This window comes from Salinivibrio sharmensis (assembly GCF_001995985.1).
GTDB lineage: Bacteria > Pseudomonadota > Gammaproteobacteria > Enterobacterales > Vibrionaceae > Salinivibrio > Salinivibrio sharmensis.
This window is the reverse complement of sequence record NZ_MUFC01000002.1, coordinates 171,940-193,886: the sequence shown is the minus strand read 5'-3', so window position 1 is coordinate 193,886 and position 21,947 is coordinate 171,940. Positions and strand designations below refer to the sequence as shown.

Sequence of the window (21,947 nt, the reverse complement as noted above, 5' to 3'; positions counted from 1 at the left end):
CGGCCCCGTAACATTGGTGGCTGCGGCGATATCACCTTGGTTATCCTGTGCTACCGCTTTGGCAGATAATGTAACGGATTGACCGATTTTCCTTTATAGCGAATTTCAAAATGCAACCGAACACTGTTTGCACCAGAACTGCCCATTGAAGCTATTTTCTGCCCCTTGTTGACAGCTTGGCCTTCTGAAACATAAAAACTATCATTGTGCGCATAGGCGCTTAGATAATCATCATTGTGTTTCACTATTATTAATTTACCGTAACCCCGAAGTGCACTTCCGGCGTACACGACTTTTCCATCTGCCGCTGCCTGAATGCCCTGTCCTCGTTGTCCAGCAATATCTATGCCCTTATTGCCTCGCTCTGTGCTAGAAAATCGGGACACCATCCGGCCTCTGGTTGGCCATTGCCAGCTTATCTGTTGGTTGGATGAGCTAGCGGTCCGCTTATTAACAGCTTGTTTACTTTTTTCTTTCGTTTGACTGTACCTCGACGATGACCCCGATTCAACGCCTTTTGTGCGTTCACTCGCGGTTTTAGACTTCTTTTTACCCTCAAATTTGCCAGGGTTAGCGTCTTTTCTAGAAGATGCTGCTACTGCCCCCGCACTTGCAGCTGAAGTTGTGGCAGAGGCCACATTTGTGGCGCCTGATGTGGCTTTGGCCACATCAGGGCGTTGGTAGGCAGGCTTCCACAACGCCAGTGTTTGCCCAGGGTAGATAGTATAAGGAGGCTGTAGATTATTGTGCTCGATAATGTCATCGATATCACGATCAGTAATGTAGGCGATATAATAAAGCGTATCGCCCTGTTTTACTTCGTAATAGCTGCCGCGATAGCTGCCCCTATCAACGCTGGTATAGTCTGGTGTCACACTGGATACCGGAGCCGGTCCATGCCAGGAACAACCAGATATAACAACTAACAGTGACAGAAAAAGCGCGATTTTCATCTGTTTTTAAACACAGCTCCATCTCTGAGACAGTTTATGCCAGCTCACCTGCCACCAGGGGAACAAATTTAACCGATTCAACTGTCTCGGTGTGAAAAGTGGTGCCTTGGCGAATGACGCGCATCAATATTTGCTCATCATCACCAATCGGAATAAGCATCACGCCGCCATCATTGAGCTGATCGCACAAGGCATCGGGCACGTGGGCCGCGGCCGCTGTTACCATGATCGCATCATAAGGGCCCTTCGACGGCCACCCTTGCCAACCATCTCCATGTTTTGTCGACACATTATAAATATCTAGCTGCTTTAAGCGCCGTTTGGCTAGCATTTGTAATGGTTTGATCCGCTCGACAGAATAAACGTGATCAACCAAGTTAGCGAGGACCGCCGTTTGATAACCGGATCCAGTGCCAATTTCCAAAATGCGACTATCGCGTCGCAAATTGAGCAATGATGTCATCTTAGCCACAATATAAGGTTGTGAAATAGTTTGTCCCCATCCAATAGGTAACGCATTGTTACCATAAGCTTGGTGGGTCATGGCTTCAGAGACGAATAAATGCCGGGGCACCGCCTGCATGGCGTCTAAAACATCGGTGTCTGTGACACCTTGTTGCTGCAAAAATTGAATAAGTGATTGCGCTTGACTCAACGTCTGCTTCCTTTATCACTGAGTATAAGTCTATTGAAACGGTTGCCGCCTCAATGCGGCTCACCAACGATGACGTGTTTGCCGCTTACTCACTTAACCATTGTGAAAACACGCCTAGGGTATCATGAGCGGTTAAGTCTACCTGCAGTGGCGTAATAGAAACGTACTGCGCCGCGATGGCGTGAAAATCGGTTCCCGGCCCTGCATCTTGGGTTTGACCTGGCGCACCGACCCAGTATATCGGTTTGCCCCGCGGGTCGCTTTGTTTTATCACATCTTCGGCGTGATGGCGGGCGCCAAGACGGGTCACTTTCCACCCCTCTAAGCTATCGATTGGTACATCGGGCACATTAATATTGATCAAACGATGACTCGGGGCAGCATGGCGCTGATTCTTAGCTAAGAATTGTTTCACGACGTGCGCGGCTGTCTCAAAATGCTGGCGACCACAAAGCGACACGGCAATGGCCGGTGCGCCCAGGAAAAAGCCCTCTGTCGCCGCCGCGACCGTGCCCGAGTAAAGCACGTCATCCCCCAGATTAGCGCCATGATTAATGCCGGTGATCACAAAATCCGGCTCCCAAGGGACCAATTGCCTTAGTGCCAAATGCACTGAATCGGTGGGGGTGCCCTGTACCGCATAACGCTGTGGCCCTAGCTCGCGTACGCGTAAGGGGTTTTCCAATGTCAGTGAATTTGACGCACCTGAACAATTACGATCCGGCGCGGCCACCACCACATCTGCGATGGTCGATAACGCCTCGGTCAAGGTTTGGATCCCTTGGGCATGGTAACCGTCGTCGTTACTAATCAATATTCGCATTGTGCTCTCCTTGTGGGCTCGCGACGACTAACTCTCGCATCACCGCGGTGGCAAAGGCCCCTGCAGGTAAAAAGAAACTCACGGTGAGGGTGTCAGCATCATGTGTCCAGCTCATCGCTTGCGGCAATAAACACAACACACGACGGTCATGACGCATGCGATTATCACGGATCACGGCTAATAGCTCAGGCTCTTTGTCGACCACCGCTTGCTCAAAGTGCTGTGCTTGCCCCTCAGTGGGCAACGCATTATCGCCGGTCAGAGGGCCGGTGATCGCAGAATGACACTGCCCCGCCTGCTCAACCAAGTACGTTTGCTGCTGCGCGTCGAGACACAGGTCACCCGCCAAGGTAGAGGTAAAGGCATCCGCCTCTATTCGTGCAGAGACGACTTGATTAAACAGCAGTGACCGGGCTGCTGAGAGATAAAAACTACGTTTGCTTTTGTCACGGACTTTTATCTCTCCACGTCCCCAAGCGCGTGCCATCTCAACATTATTGCCATCACGACCAAAGCGCTGTGCACCAAAGTAGTTGGGCACGCCCTGCTCGGCAATCGCGGCTAAGCGCGGCACTAAAGCCTGTGGCGACGCCAGATCACGAATGCAGAGCGTGAACTGATTGCCGGTCAGATCGCCAGGACGCAGTTTATGCTGATGCCGGGCTGTCCCTTCAATGCTGACTACCCCCGGATGGCTTTGGACAAACGCGGTTAAATCTGGATCCGCTTTACCTGGCAGATGAACACTGAACCATTGCTCAGTCACGGCGTGACGATCTTTTAGCCCAGCCCAACTCACTTGTCGTGAGGTGACACCACAGGCTTTTGCCAACTCATTGGCGACGTATTTGGTATTTTCACCACGTTTTTTAATCCGCACTAAAAAGTGTTCACCTTGACCTGATGGGGTGAAACCCAGGGATTCCGAGACAATAAAATCGTCCGGTGACGCTTTTAAGGTGCCAGACTGGGTCGGCTGACCATGTAAATATGCCAAGGGTGCGAGTAAGTCCGTCATACAGCCTCTTTGTTGAGTAAAACTACCGCTTCACAGGCAATACCTTCTTTGCGTCCGGTAAACCCCAAACGCTCAGAGGTGGTGGCTTTGACATTAACCGCATCCACCGTCACACACAAATCACTGGCGATGGCTTCACGCATTGCGTCGATATGTGGGCCCATTTTCGGCGCTTGCGCGATGATAGTGATATCTGCATTGCCCAAGCAATAGCCTTTGTCTTGTACTTTGCGGTAGACGTCGCGCAGCAGCATACGGCTGTCGGCGCCTTTCCACTCATCACTGGTGTCTGGGAAATGCTGGCCAATGTCACCGGCAGCAATCGCGCCTAACAGCGCATCACACAGGGCGTGGAGTGCCACATCACCGTCCGAGTGCGCGACCAAACCTTGCTCATAAGGCACAGCCACACCACCAATGATCACTGGGCCATCACCACCAAATTTGTGTACATCAAACCCATGTCCAATTCGAATCATGATTTGCCTTCTTGTTGTGAAAGGTAAAACTCGGCCAAAAACTTATCCTCAGGGTGGGTGACTTTAATGTTGCTGGCACTGGCAGGGACCAGCACAGGCTTCCCCCCAAGCGCTTCAACGGCAGACGCTTCGTCAGTCACCTGATCTCCTGCCACATTAAGTGCCTGGATTAGCGTTTGGGTTAAAAACATTTGTGGGGTCAATGCATGCCAAAGCGCCTCACGCTCAACAGTGTGAGCCACCTGCCCTTGCGCGTCCGCACGCTTCATGGTGTCTCTAACCGGCGCCGCGAGTAAGGCGCCATCCGGGTGAGATTGCGCCTGTTTAATCAAGGCGTCGATATCGGCATGCGACACACAAGGGCGTGCGGCATCATGCACCATCACCCATTGCGTATTGACCACATCGAGTCCAGCTTGCACCGACGCGGCACGCGTCGCTCCACCCAAGACCACACGCACATTCGGACGCTCACTCAAGCGAGTGTGCGCAAAGTAGCTATCGTCAGCACCAATGGCGATGATCACGTCAGCCACGGCAGGGTGAGAGAGTAAACGCTCAACGGTATGCTCAATCAGCATTTTGCCGGCTAGAGGAAGGTATTGTTTCGGGCAGCTAGCTTGCATCCTGCTGCCGACACCTGCGGCAGGTACCACGGCGCTTATTCCGGGCTTTAAAGCGGTGTTGTGCTGCAAGGGGGGTTGTTCGACCACAAGTTATCTTCTTTGGTTGTACCGCCAGTCAACGGCTGTCAGTTACTGGGATTTATCGACTAATCGGAAAAATGTCTCGTTCGGCTTTATCATGCCCAGCTCATTGCGTGCGCGCTCTTCAATCGCTTCTTGCCCACGCTTCAAATCCGCAATTTCTGCGTACATTTGCTGGTTACGCTTAACGAGTTTTTGGTTGGCTTGTTGCTGTACGGCGACATTGGCTTCAATTTGCCAATAATCTGTCACGCCATTTTTACCCAGCCACAGTTCGTACTGCAGCCACACCAGCGTGAGAAACAGTGCAACCGATAGCAGCCTCATACCTGTACTCCTTCCAATATCGGCTCAGGGTATTCACACCCTGATTGACTAACCGCATAGGCTAGCGGATCCGCTGGCTGGTGTCATGGTTTTCCTAAATGAAAAAAGCCGCCCCGTTAAACGGGACGGCTTTTTAGCAAAAAGTGCTTAAGTGCCGATTATTGGCCTTTCACTTCTTTTAGACCATTAAATGGTGCTTTTTCACCCAGCGCATCTTCAATACGGATTAGCTGGTTGTACTTAGCCACACGATCAGAACGGCTCATCGAACCGGTTTTGATTTGGCCTGCCGCTGTACCTACCGCCAAGTCAGCGATGGTGGCGTCTTCTGTTTCACCTGAACGGTGAGAGATCACAGCTGTGTAGCCTGCGTCTTTCGCCATTTTGATCGCTGCCAGCGTTTCGGTCAGAGAACCAATTTGGTTGAATTTGATCAAGATAGAGTTCGCCACACCTTTGTCGATGCCTTCTTTTAGGATCTTGGTGTTGGTTACGAACAGATCATCACCGACTAGCTGAAGTTTGTCACCCAGCAATTCAGTTTGGTGCTTAAAGCCGTCCCAGTCAGACTCGTCCAGGCCATCTTCGATAGACACGATTGGGTACTCTTCAGCCAGTTTTGCCAAGTAGTGGTTAAACTCTTCTGAAGAGAAGGTTTTACCTTCACCTTTCATGTTGTAGATGCCTTGCTCTTTGTCATAGAACTCAGACGCCGCACAGTCCATCGCGAGGGTAATATCTTTACCCAGCACGTAGCCTGCTTGCTCAACCGCTTCTTTAATCGCAGCAAGTGCAGCAGCGTTTGACTCTAGGTTCGGTGCAAAACCACCTTCGTCACCCACGGCAGTGCTTAGGCCTTTGGCTTTCAGTACTTTTGCTAGGTTGTGGAATACTTCCGCACCGATGCGCAGTGCTTCTTTCAGAGTTTTCGCGCCAACAGGCTGGATCATGAACTCTTGGATATCAACGTTGTTATCCGCGTGCTCACCACCGTTAAGGATGTTCATCATTGGCAGAGGCATTGAGAACTGACCCGCAGTGCCGTTTAGTTCAGCAATGTGCTCAAACAAAGGCATGCCTTTCGCAGCCGCGGCTGCTTTTGCGTTAGCAAGAGACACCGCCAGAATAGCATTCGCACCAAATTTAGATTTGTTGTCAGTGCCGTCGAGATCGATCATCACTTGGTCGATATCGGCTTGGGCTTTCGCGTCTTTGCCTTGTAGGGCTTCGGCGATTGGGCCGTTAACCGCTTCAATCGCTTTTAGAACGCCTTTACCCATGAAACGTGACTTGTCACCATCACGCAGTTCTAGCGCTTCGCGAGAACCCGTTGATGCACCTGAAGGTGCTGCCGCCATACCGACAAAGCCACCTTCTAGGTGTACTTCAGCTTCAACGGTTGGGTTACCGCGTGAATCGATGATTTCACGGCCTAGAACTTTAACGATCTTAGACATTGTGATTCCTCTCGTCTGTCATTGTTTTTAAAAATAAAAGCGGCTGCCTACGTTCAGGCGACCGCTCGAATCTCGTTTATAGCTCACCGCGCTGTTTTTTGCCTGCCGCCGCAACAAATCCGGCAAACAGTGGGTGGCCATCACGTGGTGTCGACGTGAACTCTGGGTGGAACTGGCACGCAACAAACCACGGGTGCTCAGGGTTCTCGATGATCTCCACCAGCTTTTTATCTGCAGAAAGGCCTGAGACTGAAAGCCCCGCTTTTTCTAGCTGCGGACGCAATAAGTTGTTCACTTCATAACGGTGGCGATGACGCTCATGGATCTGCGTGTTGCCATAAAGCTGATGCGCTTTAGAGCCTTCGGCCAGGTGGCAAAGTTGAGCACCAAGGCGCATGGTACCGCCCAGATCAGAGGTTTCACTGCGCTCTTCGACTTTGCCTTCTTCATCCACCCACTCAGTGATCAGTCCCACCACTGGGTATTTACTCTCTTTGTTAAACTCGGTCGAGTTTGCCCCTTCCATACCCGCAACATTACGCGCGTATTCAATCAGGGCAACCTGCATTCCTAGGCAAATGCCGAGATAGGGCAATTTGTTTTCACGGGCGTATTGCGCTGCCAGGATTTTACCTTCCACGCCTCGGTCACCAAATCCACCTGGTACCAAGATAGCATCCAAGTCTTGCAGCATTTCAGTGCCACGCGTTTCAAGATCTTGCGAGTCTACATACTTGATGTTGACGGTGAGACGGTTTTTCAACCCACCGTGCTTCAAGGCTTCGTTGACGGACTTATACGCATCCGGCAACTCGATATATTTACCCACCATACCAATGGTCACTTCGCCCATTGGGTTGGCTTCTTCGTAGCTCACTTGCTCCCACTCTGACAGATCAGCTTCCGCCGCTTCGATGCCAAAACGATTACAAACCAGATCATCCAGACCTTGAGAACGAATGAGTGATGGGATTTTGTAGATAGAGTCTACGTCTTTCATGGTGATCACGGCTTTTTCTGCCACATTACAGAACAGCGCAATTTTGGCGCGCTCATTAGCCGGGATCGGACGCTCACTGCGGCACACCAACACATCAGGCTGAATACCAATCGATAGCAGCTCTTTCACCGAATGTTGAGTTGGCTTGGTTTTCACTTCACCCGCGGCCGCCAAGTAAGGGACCAGAGTCAAGTGCATAAACATGGCATGTTCGCGGCCAACTTCAACGGTCAGCTGGCGAATCGCTTCTAAAAACGGCAGCGACTCAATGTCGCCCACTGTCCCGCCGATTTCCACAATCGCAATATCGTGACCTTCACCACCGGCGATGATGCGGTCTTTGATTGAATTGGTGATGTGCGGAATCACCTGAATGGTCGCTCCCAGGTAATCTCCACGGCGCTCTTTGCGCAGCACATCCGCATACACACGACCAGAGGTAAAGTTATTACGCTTGGTCATTTTGGTGCGGATGAAGCGCTCGTAATGGCCGAGATCAAGGTCGGTCTCTGCGCCGTCTTCCGTGACGAATACTTCCCCGTGCTGGGTAGGGCTCATTGTCCCTGGATCCACGTTGATATAAGGGTCGAGTTTCATGATGGTGACGTTAAGGCCACGCGCTTCAAGAATGGCTGCCAATGAGGCTGCAGCAATACCCTTACCGAGGGAGGATACAACACCGCCCGTAACAAAAATGTAGTTCGTCGTCATGCTAAACCTGAGAGTTGGATTTAGAGGAAATTAATGAAGTTCTGGACGGGACATTATGATACCAGACCCCATTGACTCCCACAATGTGAAAGCTACCACACACCTTGATGTTTTTAATTGTCACAAATCAATTATGCCAATTACAGGATATTTACTTACCTGCCTTTTTAACCAACTGCCACGCCGATTCTAGTTCATCCAGCTGACATTGTTGAATGTTTTTTTCATTATCACGTAAGTGATTTTCAACACCACGAAATCGAGCTTCAAATTTTTGGTTGGCACGGCGCAACGCTTGCTCCGCATCTGTTCCCAAGTGACGAGCCAAGTTCACCACCGCGAATAATAAATCCCCGACTTCTTCATCCACACGCGCCTGATTGACAGAGGCTTGCGCCAGTTCTTGCTCGACCTCTTCAATCTCTTCACGCACCTTGTCAATCACAGGTGGCACGGTTGGCCAATCAAAGCCCACACGTGCGCAACGCTTTTGCAATTTATACGCTCGCGTTAAAGCGGGTAGCCCTTGGGTCACCCCATCCAGCACACTTTCCGGTTGCATAGAGGGCGATTTCTCGGCGCGCTCTTGCGCTTTGATCCCCTCCCAATCTGGGGCTAGTAACGGCCTTCCCTGCGAGTCTTTCGGACCAAAAACATGAGGATGGCGACGCGTGAGTTTGTCACAAATGCCGTTCACCACATCCTCAAAATCAAACTGATTTTCTTCCCGCCCCAATTGACTGTAGAACACAATTTGAAAAAGTAGGTCACCGAGCTCATCTTTTAGGTCTGACCAGTTTTCACGCTCAATCGCATCCGCGACTTCGTACGCTTCTTCTAAGGTATGAGGCACGATGGTGTCAGCAGTTTGCGCCCTATCCCACTCACAGCCGTTATTTGGGTCACGTAAGGTTGCCATGATGGTCAGTAGTCGCTCGATGGATGCCATGAAGTGTTCCTTATAAAAAAGCGCCCTGTCGAGACAGGGCGAAGTGTTAGCGAAGACGTTTGGCTTCGACCACGTCTTTGACTTGCTCAAGCCGGTTAACCACTCGGCTAAGCGTGTCGAGATCAGAGATTTCTAAGTCAAAATCCATGATAGACATTTGCTTTTTGTAATCCACTCGACTTTGCATGCCCGCGACACGTGCTTTCTCATTGCTTAGTACGGTGTTGATGTCTTTCACCAGCCCGGTACGCTCATTGGCAGATAAGCGGATCCGCACATGGTATTGACCAATGTGCCCTTTGCCCCAAACCGTGGCAATAATGCGCTCAGGCGCATGATGACTCAGTTCGTTAAGTTGTTCACAGTCAGCGCGATGTACGGAAATCCCCCGACCCTGGGTGACAAAACCTTTGATTTCATCACCAGGCAATGGCTGACAACAACGCGCCAAGTGCGTCATGAGGTTATCGACCCCTTCAACCACCACAGCATCACGGTGTGCTTTTGCCGAGCTCGGTTTTTGTTCGCTTTGTTGTAGCTTTTCTAATAGCTGCTGCTCTTCTTCTTCCAAGCTTGGCTTGTTGATCAGGCTATTGATGTGGTTAACCACTTGGTTAATACGCAAATCGCCGCTGCCTATTCCCGCATACAGTTCATCTAGGGTATTAACGTTAAAGCGTTTTAGTGCCAAGGTTGCATCTTTACTGGCACCGCCGATTTTTTGCAGCTCGGTATCCAAGATCTCTTTACCCGCGGCGATGTTCTTATCTTTATCTTGTTTACGGAACCAAGCATTAATTTTGGCGCGCGCTCGGCTGGAATTCACAAAGCCATGGCTGGGATTTAGCCAATCTCGCGAGGGGTTGGGCTCTTTTTGGGTAATGATTTCGACCTGATCGCCCATCTGGAGGTGGTAAGTGAAAGGCACAATACGCCCCTCCACCTTGGCTCCAATGCAACGATGCCCCACTTCGGAGTGAATATGGTAGGCAAAATCTAAGGGGGTGGCACCATTGGGTAAGTCCACCACATCACCGCGCGGGGTAAAGGCGTAAACTCGATCATCGAAGACTTGGCTGCGTAATTCATCGAGCATTTCACCCGAATCTGACATTTCTTCTTGCCACGCTAACAGTTTACGTAGCCAGGTGATTTTCTCATCGTACCCACTACGACCACTGGCCGCCCCTTCTTTGTACTTCCAGTGTGCGGCGACCCCAAGCTCTGCATCATCGTGCATTTGCTTGGTGCGGATTTGAATTTCTACCGGCTTGCCTTCAGGCCCTAACACCACAGTATGAATAGACTGGTAGCCATTGGGCTTAGGGTTAGCGACGTAGTCATCAAACTCCTTGGGTAGATGGCGGAATTTGGTGTGCACCGCCCCTAAAGCGGCGTAACAATCTTGCAGTTCTTCGGCGATAATGCGCACCGCTCGCACGTCAAACAGCTCGTCAAATTGCAGATTTTTTTTCTGCATTTTGCGCCAAATGCTGTAAATGTGCTTAGGGCGGCCATAGACTTGCGCATTAATGTTGGACGCTTCCATGGCCTGCTGGAGATCTTCTACAAAGGCGGTAATGTAGTTTTCACGGTCAATCCGGCGTTCCGCAAGCTGTTTGGCGATTTGTTTATACGTTTGCGCATGTTGATAACGGAATGCGTAATCCTCCAGCTCCCACTTCAACTGACCAATCCCTAACCGATTAGCCAAAGGAGCGTAGATGTTCGCACTTTCTTTTGCCGCTTGTTGGCGAACAGACTCCGATGCGTCTTTCACCTCACGCAAGTAACAGATGCGCTCTGCCAGTTTTATCACCACGCAGCGAAAATCTTCCACCATCGACAACAGCATACGTCTGACATTGTCGACCTGAGACGAGGTTGCTTCTGTCTCGGTTTGGGTGTTTAAGTGACGGATAGCGGCCGTCTGTTGTACCCCTTCAATCAAGGAAACGATCGATGTCGAATAGGTGTCAGCGAGGGTCTCTAAACTCACGAGCTTGGCTTCCACCACAGGAAAGAACAAAGCAGCCAATAAGGTATCGGCATCCATGCTTAAGGTGACGAGAATTTCTATCATCTCTCGACCACGCCACAGTGGTTGGCTGAGTTCTGACTCATCCTCGCTCAGTGCTCGGCAGTATTGGTACGCATCCACCAACGCTTGGGTGGTCGATGCGTCTTGCCCTAACCGCTTTACCCAAGTGTTGAGTTCAAACGCTTCGTCTTCATGTAGGTGGGCTTCTCGTACCGCAACCATAACCGTTCCTATCCTTATCTCTCAAACTGACTAGAGAGGCGTATCCGTATCGACCGGCCACAAGGGCCACGCTTATTCATGCCTATTTTTTCTTTACCGGCATAAACAAGGCCATCGACTCCATGTGTCCTGTTTGTGGAAACATATCCAACATACCCAGCTTAACCAACTGATAGCCATTATCGAGCAGTACACGTGCATCACGTGCCAACGTTGCTGGGTTACAAGACACATAAACAATATGTGAAGCATTAGATTGTGCCACAAAGTCTATGACACCAGCAGCCCCTGCGCGTGCCGGATCGAGTAAGATTTTGGTAAAATCCTGTTGCACCCACTCACCCGTCAGCTGGTCGCTGTTTAAATCGGCTTGGTAAAAATAGGCATTATCACACTGGTTGGCCGCTGCGTTATCCGCCGCTTGATTGACCATCGCTTGCACGCCTTCAACGCCGACCACTTGGTTAACATGCTGAGCCATCGGCACACTAAAGTTACCCAAACCACAAAAAAGATCCAATACGCGATCGTCTTGCTCTAGTGCTAACCACTCGAGTGCCTGCGTCACCATTTGTTGATTGACCCTAGCGTTCACCTGAATAAAGTCACTGGGCGAAAACGCCAGTTGGCAGCCAGCCACTTGATAGAAGGGCGCTGGCCCTGTCAGACGCTCAGCATCCATATCACCTTGGTGCAGGTACAAGCTGCAACCTAGTGCCTGCGCCCATTCCATTAAGGTATGGCGGTCGTCACTGTGTAAAGCCTTGGTGGTACGTAGCGACACCACACACGTATTATCGGCATCAATGAGATCCAAATGGCCTAGAATTCGGCGGCCACGCAGACTATCTAAACAGGCGCGCAATTGAGCCAAGAGTTGATTTAATGGCTCGCTTAACACCGGACAATGACTGACATCGATAATGGCGCTGCGCTGACGCGCACGAAAGCCCATCGCCAATGCGCCTTTTTTATCCACCTGCAAGCTGATACGCGCACGGCGACGATAGTGCCACGCCGCATCCTCTATCGGCGTTGACAGCGTAATCTCATCACCGGCAAATTTTTGCATCAGCTCATTCAGCGCTTGCTGTTTATGCGCTACCTGGCCTTGATGACTTAAGTGCTGCAGACTGCAACCGCCACATTGCTGATACAGCGGGCAACCAGGCTCAACGCGCTGCGTTGCGTGGCTATCTATCTTAATAAGCTGTCCGCGCGCGTATTGGCGCTTTTGCTCGGTCAATTGCACCAAGGCTTGCTCTCCTGGCAAGGTCCCTGGGACAAAGACAGGCTTTTTCTGCCAAAAACCGACCCCGTCGCCATGATGATCCAGGCGTTTTATCGTCAGTAGTTGATGCTTTTGCTCAACCTTTTTCTTTTTCTCGGGCTTAAAAAAGCGCGCCATGATTTATTCCAGTGTTAAAAAGCTTGTCATCAAGCCAGTCAAGAAACCCTGCCAGTGGGAGTTGTGATAGTTCGCTGACTATTTTGTGATTGAATCATGTACACTGGCGGCTAAATACAGTGATTATTTTCCCATAGTTTATCTAGCATGACCAAATATGGCCTCCGCACCCGTGTCTCCGTTCTGACCATCGCCCCGACCCTCATTGTCGGCTTGCTGCTGAGTGCGTTTTTTACCAGCACCCGCTACCAAGATCTTGAGCAGCAGCTGACCGTCACCGGCTCTGCGATCATTGAGCCATTGGCCATTGCCAGTGAAGTGGGGTTAAAAAATGATAGCCGTGAAAATGTCCGCCGGTTAATTGGCTTTGCTCACCGCCAACACTCGCAATTTGTGCGCAGTATTGCCGTGTTCGATCGCCGCAACGAGCTCTTCGTCACCTCAAATTACCACCGCGATCTGGCCATGCTCTCGGTTGACAGTGGCCAACCCATCCCCACACAACTGCAGATAAGCCAACAGCAGGATACCTTGATTCTGCGCGCGCCCATTTTGGAGATTGGTCGGTTTACCCCCGGGCTCAATGTTGAGCGCCCGCTTGGCTATATAGCCATGGAGCTGGATTTAAGCTCGGTGAGGTTAAAACAATACCAGGAAATGATCACCGCACTGGTGATGGTCGCCTTGGGCGTTATCTTGTCGTGCTTTTTTGCCTATCGCTTAATTGCGGATGTCACCCATCCAATTGGTAACATGGTGACCCTAGTCGATAGAATTCGGCGTGGCCACCTCGATGTCAGGATTGAAGGTGAGCTGCTCGGCGAGCTCGATACCTTGAAAAACGGCATCAATGCAATGGCCATTTCGTTGTCAGAGTATCATTTAGAAATGCAGCAAAGCATTGATCAAGCGACCTGTGATCTTCGCGAAACGCTCGAACAGCTGGAAATTCAAAACGTTGAACTCGATATCGCCAAGAAAAATGCGCAAGAAGCGGCGCGGGTTAAATCCGAATTCTTGGCGAATATGTCGCATGAACTGCGTACCCCACTAAACGGGGTGATTGGCTTCACCCGTCAAATGCTCAAAACCGAGCTCAGTAGCAGCCAGCGTGACTATTTGCTCACCATTGAAAAGTCGGCCAACAACCTGCTCACTATCATCAATGACATCCTCGATTTTTCTAAGCTAGAAGCAGGTAAACTGCTGCTGGAAAACATCCCGTTTGATGTTCAAGACATGCTTGATGAGGTGATGCGCCTACTTGCCCCAATGGCGCATGAGAAAGGATTAGAGCTTACCCTACGCACCGATGCGCGCATTCCTGCTGGGGCTGTGGGCGATCCACTCCGTATTCAACAAGTGCTGATAAACCTTATCGGTAATGCTGCCAAGTTTACCGAGCGCGGTAATATTGATGTCAGTGTCGATCTCAAGCAACTGCATGATGAAACCGTCGAGTTACAGCTCATGGTTAAAGATACCGGTATTGGTATTTCCGAACGCCAGCAAGCACAGCTTTTCCAAGCCTTTAGGCAGGCGGACGCCAGTATCTCACGCCGCTACGGTGGTACAGGGTTAGGCCTGGTTATTACACAGAAACTGGTCCAGCAAATGGGTGGCGATATTGGCTTTACCAGTCGTCTGCACCAAGGCTCAAGTTTCTGGTTTACCCTGCAGCTCACCCAAACCGATTTACCGGTGTCTCAACCACTCGACATTGAGCCTTTGGTCGGCCGCGATATAGTGATCATCGAGCCGAATGCCCGCACTCGCGAGATTTTACGCAAGCGCCTGACGCAAGTGGGGCTGAATGTGGATACCGCATCAGGCACCAATGTACTGACCGACCGCCACTATCACTTTGCACTGCTTTGTTTCGATGCGGGGAGCATGCCGAGCCTTGATGCTATGCAACAAGCGGTGCAGGCCTGCGAGCAGCAAGCACAATCCGTGGTGGTGTGTTTGCCCACCACAGAGCTAGAAGCCTCTGAGCATCTCTTAAAAGCCGGGGTCAGCGCTTGTATTGCCAAACCTATTCCACAGCGCAAGCTGCTGGAGGCATTAATCGGCTCGCCTGACGCCACGCCGCTTCCTTTGCCCAAACCCAGTGCATCACAAAAAGCGCCTTATACGGTGATGACGGTGGATGATAACCCAGCCAACTTGAAGCTGATCACTGCCTTGCTGGCCGAACGGGTCGAGAAGGTGGTCACCGCCGAAGATGGGGTGAAAGCGGTCGCGCTTGCCCACCAGCAGGCGTTTGACATTATTTTAATGGACATTCAAATGCCAGAAATGGATGGTGTCACCGCCAGCCAGGAAATTCGCAAAGCGGGATTAAACCAACAAACACCGATTATTGCGGTGACCGCCCATGCGATGCCCGGTGAACGTGAGCGTCTCCTTGAAGCAGGGATGGACGATTACCTGACTAAGCCGATTGAAGAAGCCATGCTAGAAAGTACCCTCGCGCGCTGGCTGCACCTTGATGAGAGCTCTACTTGCTCGCCACAAATTGCGCCTTCTCCGAGCCCGTCAGCCAGCCAAGATCAAAGTGTGCGACACCTAGACTGGCAGCGCGCGCTCAATCAAGCGGCAGGCAAAACGGATCTAGCGAAAGAGATGCTTACCATGTTATTGGCCTCGTTTGACTCAGTGAAAGAGGCCGTTGAGCAAGCATTGGCGGGAGAGTTAGAGACTGATCAGTTATGGCACGCTATTCACAAGCTCCATGGAAGCTGCGCGTATAGCGGGGTCCCGCAGCTAAAAAGCTTATGTCATGAGCTCGAAACTCAATTAAAAGCAGGCGCGGATATGGCCGCTATCGAGCCAGAGCTTTTGGAGTTACAAGATGAGATAGCGCATGTAGAGCAATTGGCACCCCAATACTTGGGTACCTCGCAAAACGGCTAAAAGAAGAGGAGTGTGAGCCTGCCAGGCTCACATAAAGGCCACACCAAGTAAGGGCATCTCGCCAACTTTGTGGTTACGCGGTTTCCAGCACCACATGCGCGATAGCATACGCTTTTTCATCGGATAGCGTCAGCCAGCAATGCGCAATGCCACGCGCATGTGCCAGCTCTGCCGCGCGACCCGATAAGCGCAAGGTAGGCTGGCCCGAGGCTTGATTGGTAATGGTAAAATCGTGAAACGTCACGCCGTTGGCAATGCCGGTGCCCAATGCTTTGGCGGCAGCTTCTTTAGCCGCAAAGCGTTTAGCCAGGAAACGGCCGGGGGTTTTATGGCATGCCAAGCTAGCTTGCTCGGTCTCGGTTAGGATCCTGACCGCAAACCGCGGTTGACGCGCGAGCACTTTTTCCACGCGCGCAATCTCAACAATGTCTGTGCCAATCCCTGCGATCGCCATTTATCGACGCGCCGCTTCCATAATAGCTTTCATGTCCGCGACCGCTTTTTGCAAGCCATCGAACATCGCTCGGCCAATAATCGCGTGGCCAATATTCAGTTCATGCATTTCTGGCATCGCCGCTATCGGGGTCACGTTGTGATAAGTTAATCCGTGGCCGGCATTCACTTTTATTCCCAAATCAACCGCATAACTGGCCGCCGCGGAAATTTTCTTCAGCTCGGCCTGGCGATCATTGTCAGTCGTGGCATCGGCATAGTGCCCGGTATGTAGCTCAATAAACGGTGCCCCACACTGATGAGCAGCTTCAATTTGCGTGCGATCAGCATCGATAAATAAAGACACTTTAATCCCTGCTTCAGTCAGCTTTTGCGTGGCCGCTTTCACTTTATCCAGCTGGCCTGCAACATCAAGCCCCCCTTCGGTGGTCAGCTCTTCACGCTTTTCAGGCACCAAACAAACAAACTCTGGCTGGGTTTCCAAAGCAATGTCGACCATTTCATCGGTCACCGCCATCTCCAAGTTCATCCGGGTTTGCAAGGTTTCCTTGAGCAAACGAACATCACGATCAGTAATATGGCGGCGATCTTCACGCAAGTGAACCGTGATGCCAGCCGCGCCTGCACGCTCTGCCAACTCTGCGGCATGAACCGGATCTGGATACGCAGTGCCACGCGCATTGCGCACAGTTGCGATGTGGTCAATGTTCACACCCAAGTAGATTTTATCCATGATTATTTCCTTCTAAACAATTCTCTGCTTTTGAGCGGCTTGGGGCCAAGATAAGGCTTAAGCGCCATGCGAGTAAAACGTTTGGCGGCACGTAGCTGTTCGACGGTTTCAAAATGGCGTGTCGCCAACGCCCGCAAGTCGGCCCCCGTGAATTGCCGATGTTGGCTTTTCATAATCGATGCCACAAAGCCTTGCTGCTCGCGATATAAGTACGTCATGTTATCGTTAATCGGGTCACCGCTGCCAGCACAATGAAGAAAATCAACCCCATAGCCCAAGGCTTCTAACAACGCGAGTTCAAAACAACGCAGCGCGGGCTCAGGGTTATGGTAGCGAGCCAGCTGGGTCAACGCGGTCACATAATCATGGAATAGGGCTGGATAAGGCGTGTGAGGCTCCAGTACGCGCATCACCAGCTCATTGAGGTAGAAACCGGAGTACAAGGCGTTGCCCGATAGTGGGAGGGCCAGGCCTGTGGCTTCGGCACTGCGTAAGGTACGCAGTTCACCGCGTCCCCCCCATTTTAGCAGTAAAGGGGTAAAAGGCTGCAGTGCGCCTCTTATCGCCGAACGTGGCCGGCGCGCCCCTTTGGCCAGCAAGGTGACACGCCCCTCATGCTCAGAAAAAATATCTAACAGCAGACTGGATTCACTGTAAGGGCGCGTATGCAATACAAAGCCGCGTTGAAACCCGTCCACTCACTCTCTCCTCCTGGCATGGGTACCTGAAACAGTGGGTCACTTAGAGATCGTCGATATAACCGAGGCTGCGTAGCGCGCGTTCATCGTCGGCCCAACCTGACTTCACTTTTACCCAAAGCTCAAGGTAAACCTTGCGCTCATACAGCTCTTCCATGTCTAAACGCGCTTCACGGCCAATGCGCTTGATCTTTTCGCCACCTTTGCCAATGACCATTTTCTTTTGGCCATTACGCTCAACCAAGATCAACCCATTGATATGAAAGCCGTCCGTTTCTGGGTTGTAGTCAAAGCGCTCAATTTCTACCGTTACCGAATAAGGCAATTCTTCGCCGGTAAAGCGCATTAACTTTTCACGGATAATCTCAGAGGCCATAAAGCGCTGAGAGCGGTCAGTGACGTATTCCTCAGGAAAGTAAAAGTCACTTTCTGGTAGCGCATCGCGCACCTTCTGCTCAACCACATCAATATTGGTGCCGTGCTTTGCCGACACGGGGATCACGTCAACAAACGTCATCTTCTCCGATAAGGTTTGTAGGTGTGGGAACAGCTCGGTTTTCTCTTTCACATTATCAACTTTGTTGACCAACAAGACCGTTGGCAAACCAGAGCGTGCTAACTTGTTGAGCACCATCTCGTCGTCTTTGGTCCAATGGGTGCCATCAACCAGAAAGAGCACTAGCTCGACATCGGTCAACGAGCTGTTCGCCGCGCGGTTCATCAAGCGGTTGATCGCGCGTTTTTCTTCAATGTGCAGCCCAGGGGTATCTACATACACCGCTTGATAGTTATCACGGGTATCGACCCCCATGATGCGGTGACGTGTGGTTTGCGGTTTACGCGAGGTAATAGAGAGCTTTTGCCCAACCAAGCGATTCAGTAATGTCGATTTGCCGACGTTCGGGCGGCCAACAATGGCAATAAAGCCACAGCGCTTTGTATCAGTCATTATGTTAACTTCTGTAATGCGAGTTCTGCAGCCGCTTGCTCTGCCTTGCGGCGGCTGCTACCTTTTCCAATCACAGAACGCTCCAGTCCTGATACCTGGCACTCTACGGTAAATTCTTGGTTGTGTGCCTCACCACGCACCTTCATCACCGTGTAGGATGGCAGGGGTTTGCGTTTACCCTGTAGGTGCTCTTGCAATCGGGTTTTCGGATCCTTTTGACTCGCGCCTGGTTCGATGGTCTCGAGACGGTGTTGGTACCATTTAAGGATAATCTCTTGTACCCGATTAATATCACTGTCCAAAAAGATCGCGCCAATCAAGGCCTCGACGGCGTCAGCGAGAATCGAGTCACGACGGAACCCGCCACTTTTAAGTTCTCCTGGGCCAAGGCGCATCACTTCGCCCAGAGAAAACTCACGTCCGATCTCCGCCAAGGTATTACCACGCACCAAGGTAGCACGCATCCGGCTCATGTCGCCTTCGTCTACTTTCGGGAAGCGGTGGTAAAGATCCTCAGCAATCACGAAGCTCAAAATCGAGTCGCCTAAAAACTCGAGGCGCTCATTATGGGTGCCATTGGCACTGCGGTGCGTTAACGCCAGTTCAAGTAATGCAGCGTCGCTAAATTGATAGCCGATATCACGCTGCAGTTTATCTGTTAGTTTTGTCATCATAGTCCAGAATTAATCAATTCCACCAATACGGTTAAAGCGTATGCCTGTCGGTACCCACGATGGTAACCAGCTATCGCTGTGGCGCTCGAATTCAAAGCTGACCCAGATAGCGACTGCCTTACCCACCAGGTTGCGTTCCGGGACGAAGCCCCAGAATCGGCTATCTGCGCTGTTATCACGGTTGTCACCCATCATAAAGTAGTGCCCGTCTGGCACCACCCAACGGTTGACGCCAGGGCGTGGCTGATAGGCACTCACGCGGTCACGTTTTTTCGGATGGACAAGGATCTGGTGAGACTGTTCACCCAGTTGCTCCTGCGCTTGTACCAAGTTAATGCCCGCTTGAACAAACTCGCTTGGCCGGATGTCATCAATCGGCACTGGCTGGCACTGGGATTCTCCCTTCGGCTGAATACATAGGCGCTTATCTTCATACACCACGGTATCGCCGGGCAGCCCGACCGTGCGCTTAATGTAATCGATATTGGGTTGAGGCGGGTATTTGAACACCACGATATCACCGCGCTTTGGTTTACCCGTTTCGACGATTTCAGTGTGGAAGGCAGGATCGCGTAAGCCATAGGCAAACTTTTCCACCAAGATGAAGTCCCCTACCAATAAGGTGGGCATCATCGATCCGGATGGAATTTGAAACGGCTCATAAATAAACGAGCGCAGCACCAATACCACCGCAATCACTGGGAAAATGGACGCCATATTCTCAACCCAGCTTGGTTGAGGCGCCACTTTAGCGACTTGCTCAGCATTTAGCTCACGCGCTGACACCTTAAGGGTTTCGCCCGCCGCTTGGCGGCGACGCGGTGCCCAACGGTATTTATCTAACGCCCAAACAATGCCGGTGACCAAGGTCACCAGCACTAATATCAAAGAAAACGTATTGGCCATAATGGAGTCCGTCGTTATTTATCTTTGCCCACGTGCAAAATGGCCAAAAAGGCTTCTTGCGGCAGCTCGACATTACCGACCTGCTTCATCCGCTTTTTACCTTCTTTTTGCTTTTGCAGAAGTTTCTTCTTACGGCTCACGTCACCACCGTAACACTTCGCGGTCACGTTTTTGCGTAGCTGTTTCACCGTCGAACGGGCAATAATATGGTTGCCAATCGAGGCTTGGATAGCAATATCGAACTGTTGGCGAGGAATAAACTCTTTCATTTTTTCCACCAACTCGCGACCACGTGGCTGAGCGTGTGCACGGTGAGTGATGATCGCCAGCGCATCGACGCGTTCACCGTTTAGGAGGATATCCACCCGCACCATGTCGGACACTTCATAGCGCTCGAAGTTATAATCTAACGATGCGTAACCGCGCGATGTTGATTTTATTCGGTCAAAGAAATCGAGGACCACTTCAGCCATCGGAATATCATAGGTCAGCGCCACTTGGTTGCCGTGATAAACCATATCAACCTGCACACCACGCTTTTCGACACACAGTGAAATGACGTTACCGACAAATTCACTCGGCACCAAAATATTACAGCGCGAGATCGGCTCACCAATCGCCTCGATATCATTGATAGGTGGCAGTTTGGATGGGCTGTCGACGTAAATGACTTCGCCATCATTTTTGTTCACCTCATACACCACGGTCGGAGCTGTGGTAATAAGATCGAGGTTATACTCGCGCTCCAAGCGCTCTTGAATGATTTCCATGTGCAGCATGCCAAGAAAGCCACAACGGAAACCAAAGCCCAGTGCCGCCGAACTTTCCGGCTCAAAGAACAAGGACGCATCGTTAAGGCTCAGCTTGTCCAGGGCATCACGGAAGCTTTCGTAATCATCCGATGAAATTGGGAAAAGCCCTGCATATACTTGCGGCTTCACTTGCTGGAAACCTTCAATGCGTTTTTCACAGCCATTTTTAGCATGGGTGATGGTATCGCCCACTGGTGCGCCGAGGATATCTTTGATCCCGCAGATCACCCAGCCAACTTCACCGGTTTGCAGGCCATTAAGCTCTTTACGCTTAGGCGTGAAAATGCCAATGCTGTCCACGTTCCATTCTTGGCCCGTGCTCATGATTTTCACTTTGTCGCCTTTTTTCAGCGACCCTTCACGGATGCGCACCAAAGACACCACGCCGAGGTATTTATCAAACCAAGAGTCGATAATCAGTGCTTGGGTTGGCGCCTCAGGATCACCTTCAGGTGGCGGGATCTGGCGTACAATATCTTCAAGGACATCATCAACGCCGATGCCGGTTTTCGCCGAGCAGCGCGTGGCGTCAATGGCCTCTATACCGACAATGTCCTCAATTTCTTGCGCCACGCGATCAGGATCAGCGGCCGGCAAGTCAATTTTGTTAAGGACAGGAACCACTTCCAGATCCATATCAATGGCGGTGTAGCAGTTGGCCAGCGTCTGTGCTTCAACCCCTTGTCCTGCATCGACCACCAGCAAAGCACCTTCACACGCCTTGAGCGAGCGTGACACCTCATACGAGAAGTCAACGTGTCCTGGCGTATCGATGAAGTTGAGCTGATACACTTCGCCGTCTTTGGCTTTGTAGTTCAGTGTCACACTTTGTGCTTTGATGGTGATACCGCGTTCACGTTCCAGATCCATTGAATCTAGAACCTGATCTGCCATTTCCCGGTCAGTTAGGCCGCCACATACTTGAATCAGTCGGTCAGAAAGTGTCGACTTACCGTGGTCAATATGGGCGATGATCGAAAAGTTACGAATATGCTTCATGTGTTGGTGTGACTTACTCGTTATCAATAAGAATGGGATCCTAAGATCAAGTGAGCG

At 51.1% G+C, this 21,947-nt stretch carries 20 protein-coding genes; 1 reads left to right on the top strand and 19 read right to left on the bottom strand.

Features of this window, described 5'->3' with window-relative positions:
- Positions 1-50 precede the first annotated feature (50 nt).
- From BZG74_RS02950 to rlmD, 12 genes are all read right to left on the bottom strand, one after another.
- Positions 51-953, bottom strand: a complete 903-nt coding sequence (locus BZG74_RS02950; RefSeq protein WP_077771271.1) for a peptidoglycan DD-metalloendopeptidase family protein — start codon at positions 951-953, stop codon at positions 51-53.
- Positions 954-987: 34 nt separating this feature from the next.
- Positions 988-1,608, bottom strand: a complete 621-nt coding sequence (locus tag BZG74_RS02945) for a protein-L-isoaspartate(D-aspartate) O-methyltransferase (protein WP_077771270.1) — start codon at positions 1,606-1,608, stop codon at positions 988-990.
- An 85-nt stretch (positions 1,609-1,693) separates the two neighbouring features.
- Entirely contained in the window at positions 1,694-2,431 is a 738-nt protein-coding gene (surE, locus tag BZG74_RS02940; RefSeq protein ID WP_077771269.1) for a 5'/3'-nucleotidase SurE, read from the bottom strand.
- Positions 2,415-3,449 carry a tRNA pseudouridine(13) synthase TruD gene (gene truD / locus BZG74_RS02935; protein WP_077771268.1) on the bottom strand — a complete coding sequence of 345 codons (1,035 nt, stop codon included), beginning with the start codon at positions 3,447-3,449 and terminating at the stop codon, positions 2,415-2,417. The genes surE and truD overlap by 17 nt, the downstream gene beginning before the upstream one ends.
- Positions 3,446-3,928, bottom strand: a complete 483-nt coding sequence (gene ispF, locus BZG74_RS02930) for a 2-C-methyl-D-erythritol 2,4-cyclodiphosphate synthase (RefSeq protein ID WP_077771267.1) — start codon at positions 3,926-3,928, stop codon at positions 3,446-3,448. The genes truD and ispF overlap by 4 nt, the downstream gene beginning before the upstream one ends.
- Positions 3,925-4,641, bottom strand: coding sequence for a 2-C-methyl-D-erythritol 4-phosphate cytidylyltransferase (ispD, locus tag BZG74_RS02925; RefSeq protein ID WP_268794288.1), 717 nt, complete (start codon positions 4,639-4,641; stop codon positions 3,925-3,927). Before ispD ends, ispF begins: the two co-directional genes overlap by 4 nt.
- Positions 4,642-4,683: 42 nt before the next feature.
- Entirely contained in the window at positions 4,684-4,962 is a 279-nt protein-coding gene (gene ftsB / locus BZG74_RS02920; RefSeq protein WP_077771266.1) for a cell division protein FtsB, read from the bottom strand.
- Between the two features lie 158 nt (positions 4,963-5,120).
- The gene (eno, locus tag BZG74_RS02915) at positions 5,121-6,419 is read right to left on the bottom strand and encodes a phosphopyruvate hydratase (RefSeq protein WP_077771265.1); all 1,299 of its coding nucleotides are present in this window, start codon (positions 6,417-6,419) and stop codon (positions 5,121-5,123) included.
- Between the two features lie 76 nt (positions 6,420-6,495).
- Positions 6,496-8,130: a CTP synthase gene (locus BZG74_RS02910; RefSeq protein ID WP_077771264.1), complete on the bottom strand. Its 1,635-nt coding sequence runs from the start codon at positions 8,128-8,130 to the stop codon at positions 6,496-6,498.
- Positions 8,131-8,281: 151 nt separating this feature from the next.
- The gene (gene mazG, locus BZG74_RS02905; RefSeq protein WP_077771263.1) at positions 8,282-9,079 is read right to left on the bottom strand and encodes a nucleoside triphosphate pyrophosphohydrolase; all 798 of its coding nucleotides are present in this window, start codon (positions 9,077-9,079) and stop codon (positions 8,282-8,284) included.
- A gap of 46 nt (positions 9,080-9,125) precedes the next feature.
- The gene (relA, locus tag BZG74_RS02900; protein ID WP_077771262.1) at positions 9,126-11,342 is read right to left on the bottom strand and encodes a GTP diphosphokinase; all 2,217 of its coding nucleotides are present in this window, start codon (positions 11,340-11,342) and stop codon (positions 9,126-9,128) included.
- An 82-nt stretch (positions 11,343-11,424) separates the two neighbouring features.
- A complete protein-coding gene (rlmD, locus tag BZG74_RS02895) occupies positions 11,425-12,750 on the bottom strand; it encodes a 23S rRNA (uracil(1939)-C(5))-methyltransferase RlmD (protein WP_077771261.1) in 1,326 nt (441 codons plus the stop codon).
- A gap of 147 nt (positions 12,751-12,897) precedes the next feature.
- Here rlmD and barA point away from each other — a divergent pair, with 147 nt between their 5' ends.
- On the top strand, positions 12,898-15,666 hold the full coding sequence (gene barA, locus BZG74_RS02890; protein ID WP_077771260.1) for a two-component sensor histidine kinase BarA: 2,769 nt from the start codon (positions 12,898-12,900) through the stop codon (positions 15,664-15,666).
- 73 nt (positions 15,667-15,739) lie between these two features.
- Here barA and acpS read toward each other — a convergent pair whose 3' ends face one another.
- From acpS to lepA, 7 genes are read right to left on the bottom strand one after another with little or no spacing between them, the layout of a single operon-like run.
- On the bottom strand, positions 15,740-16,120 hold the full coding sequence (gene acpS / locus BZG74_RS02885; RefSeq protein ID WP_077771259.1) for a holo-ACP synthase: 381 nt from the start codon (positions 16,118-16,120) through the stop codon (positions 15,740-15,742).
- The gene (pdxJ, locus tag BZG74_RS02880) at positions 16,121-16,852 is read right to left on the bottom strand and encodes a pyridoxine 5'-phosphate synthase (RefSeq protein WP_077771258.1); all 732 of its coding nucleotides are present in this window, start codon (positions 16,850-16,852) and stop codon (positions 16,121-16,123) included.
- 2 nt (positions 16,853-16,854) lie between these two features.
- On the bottom strand, positions 16,855-17,550 hold the full coding sequence (gene recO, locus BZG74_RS02875) for a DNA repair protein RecO (RefSeq protein WP_077771257.1): 696 nt from the start codon (positions 17,548-17,550) through the stop codon (positions 16,855-16,857).
- Positions 17,551-17,593: 43 nt separating this feature from the next.
- On the bottom strand, positions 17,594-18,499 hold the full coding sequence (era, locus tag BZG74_RS02870) for a GTPase Era (RefSeq protein WP_077771256.1): 906 nt from the start codon (positions 18,497-18,499) through the stop codon (positions 17,594-17,596).
- Entirely contained in the window at positions 18,499-19,170 is a 672-nt protein-coding gene (gene rnc, locus BZG74_RS02865; protein ID WP_077771370.1) for a ribonuclease III, read from the bottom strand. Before rnc ends, era begins: the two co-directional genes overlap by 1 nt.
- A 12-nt stretch (positions 19,171-19,182) precedes the next feature.
- Positions 19,183-20,079, bottom strand: coding sequence for a signal peptidase I (lepB, locus tag BZG74_RS02860; RefSeq protein WP_077771255.1), 897 nt, complete (start codon positions 20,077-20,079; stop codon positions 19,183-19,185).
- Between the two features lie 14 nt (positions 20,080-20,093).
- On the bottom strand, positions 20,094-21,890 hold the full coding sequence (lepA, locus tag BZG74_RS02855) for a translation elongation factor 4 (protein WP_077771254.1): 1,797 nt from the start codon (positions 21,888-21,890) through the stop codon (positions 20,094-20,096).
- Positions 21,891-21,947: the final 57 nt, after the last annotated feature.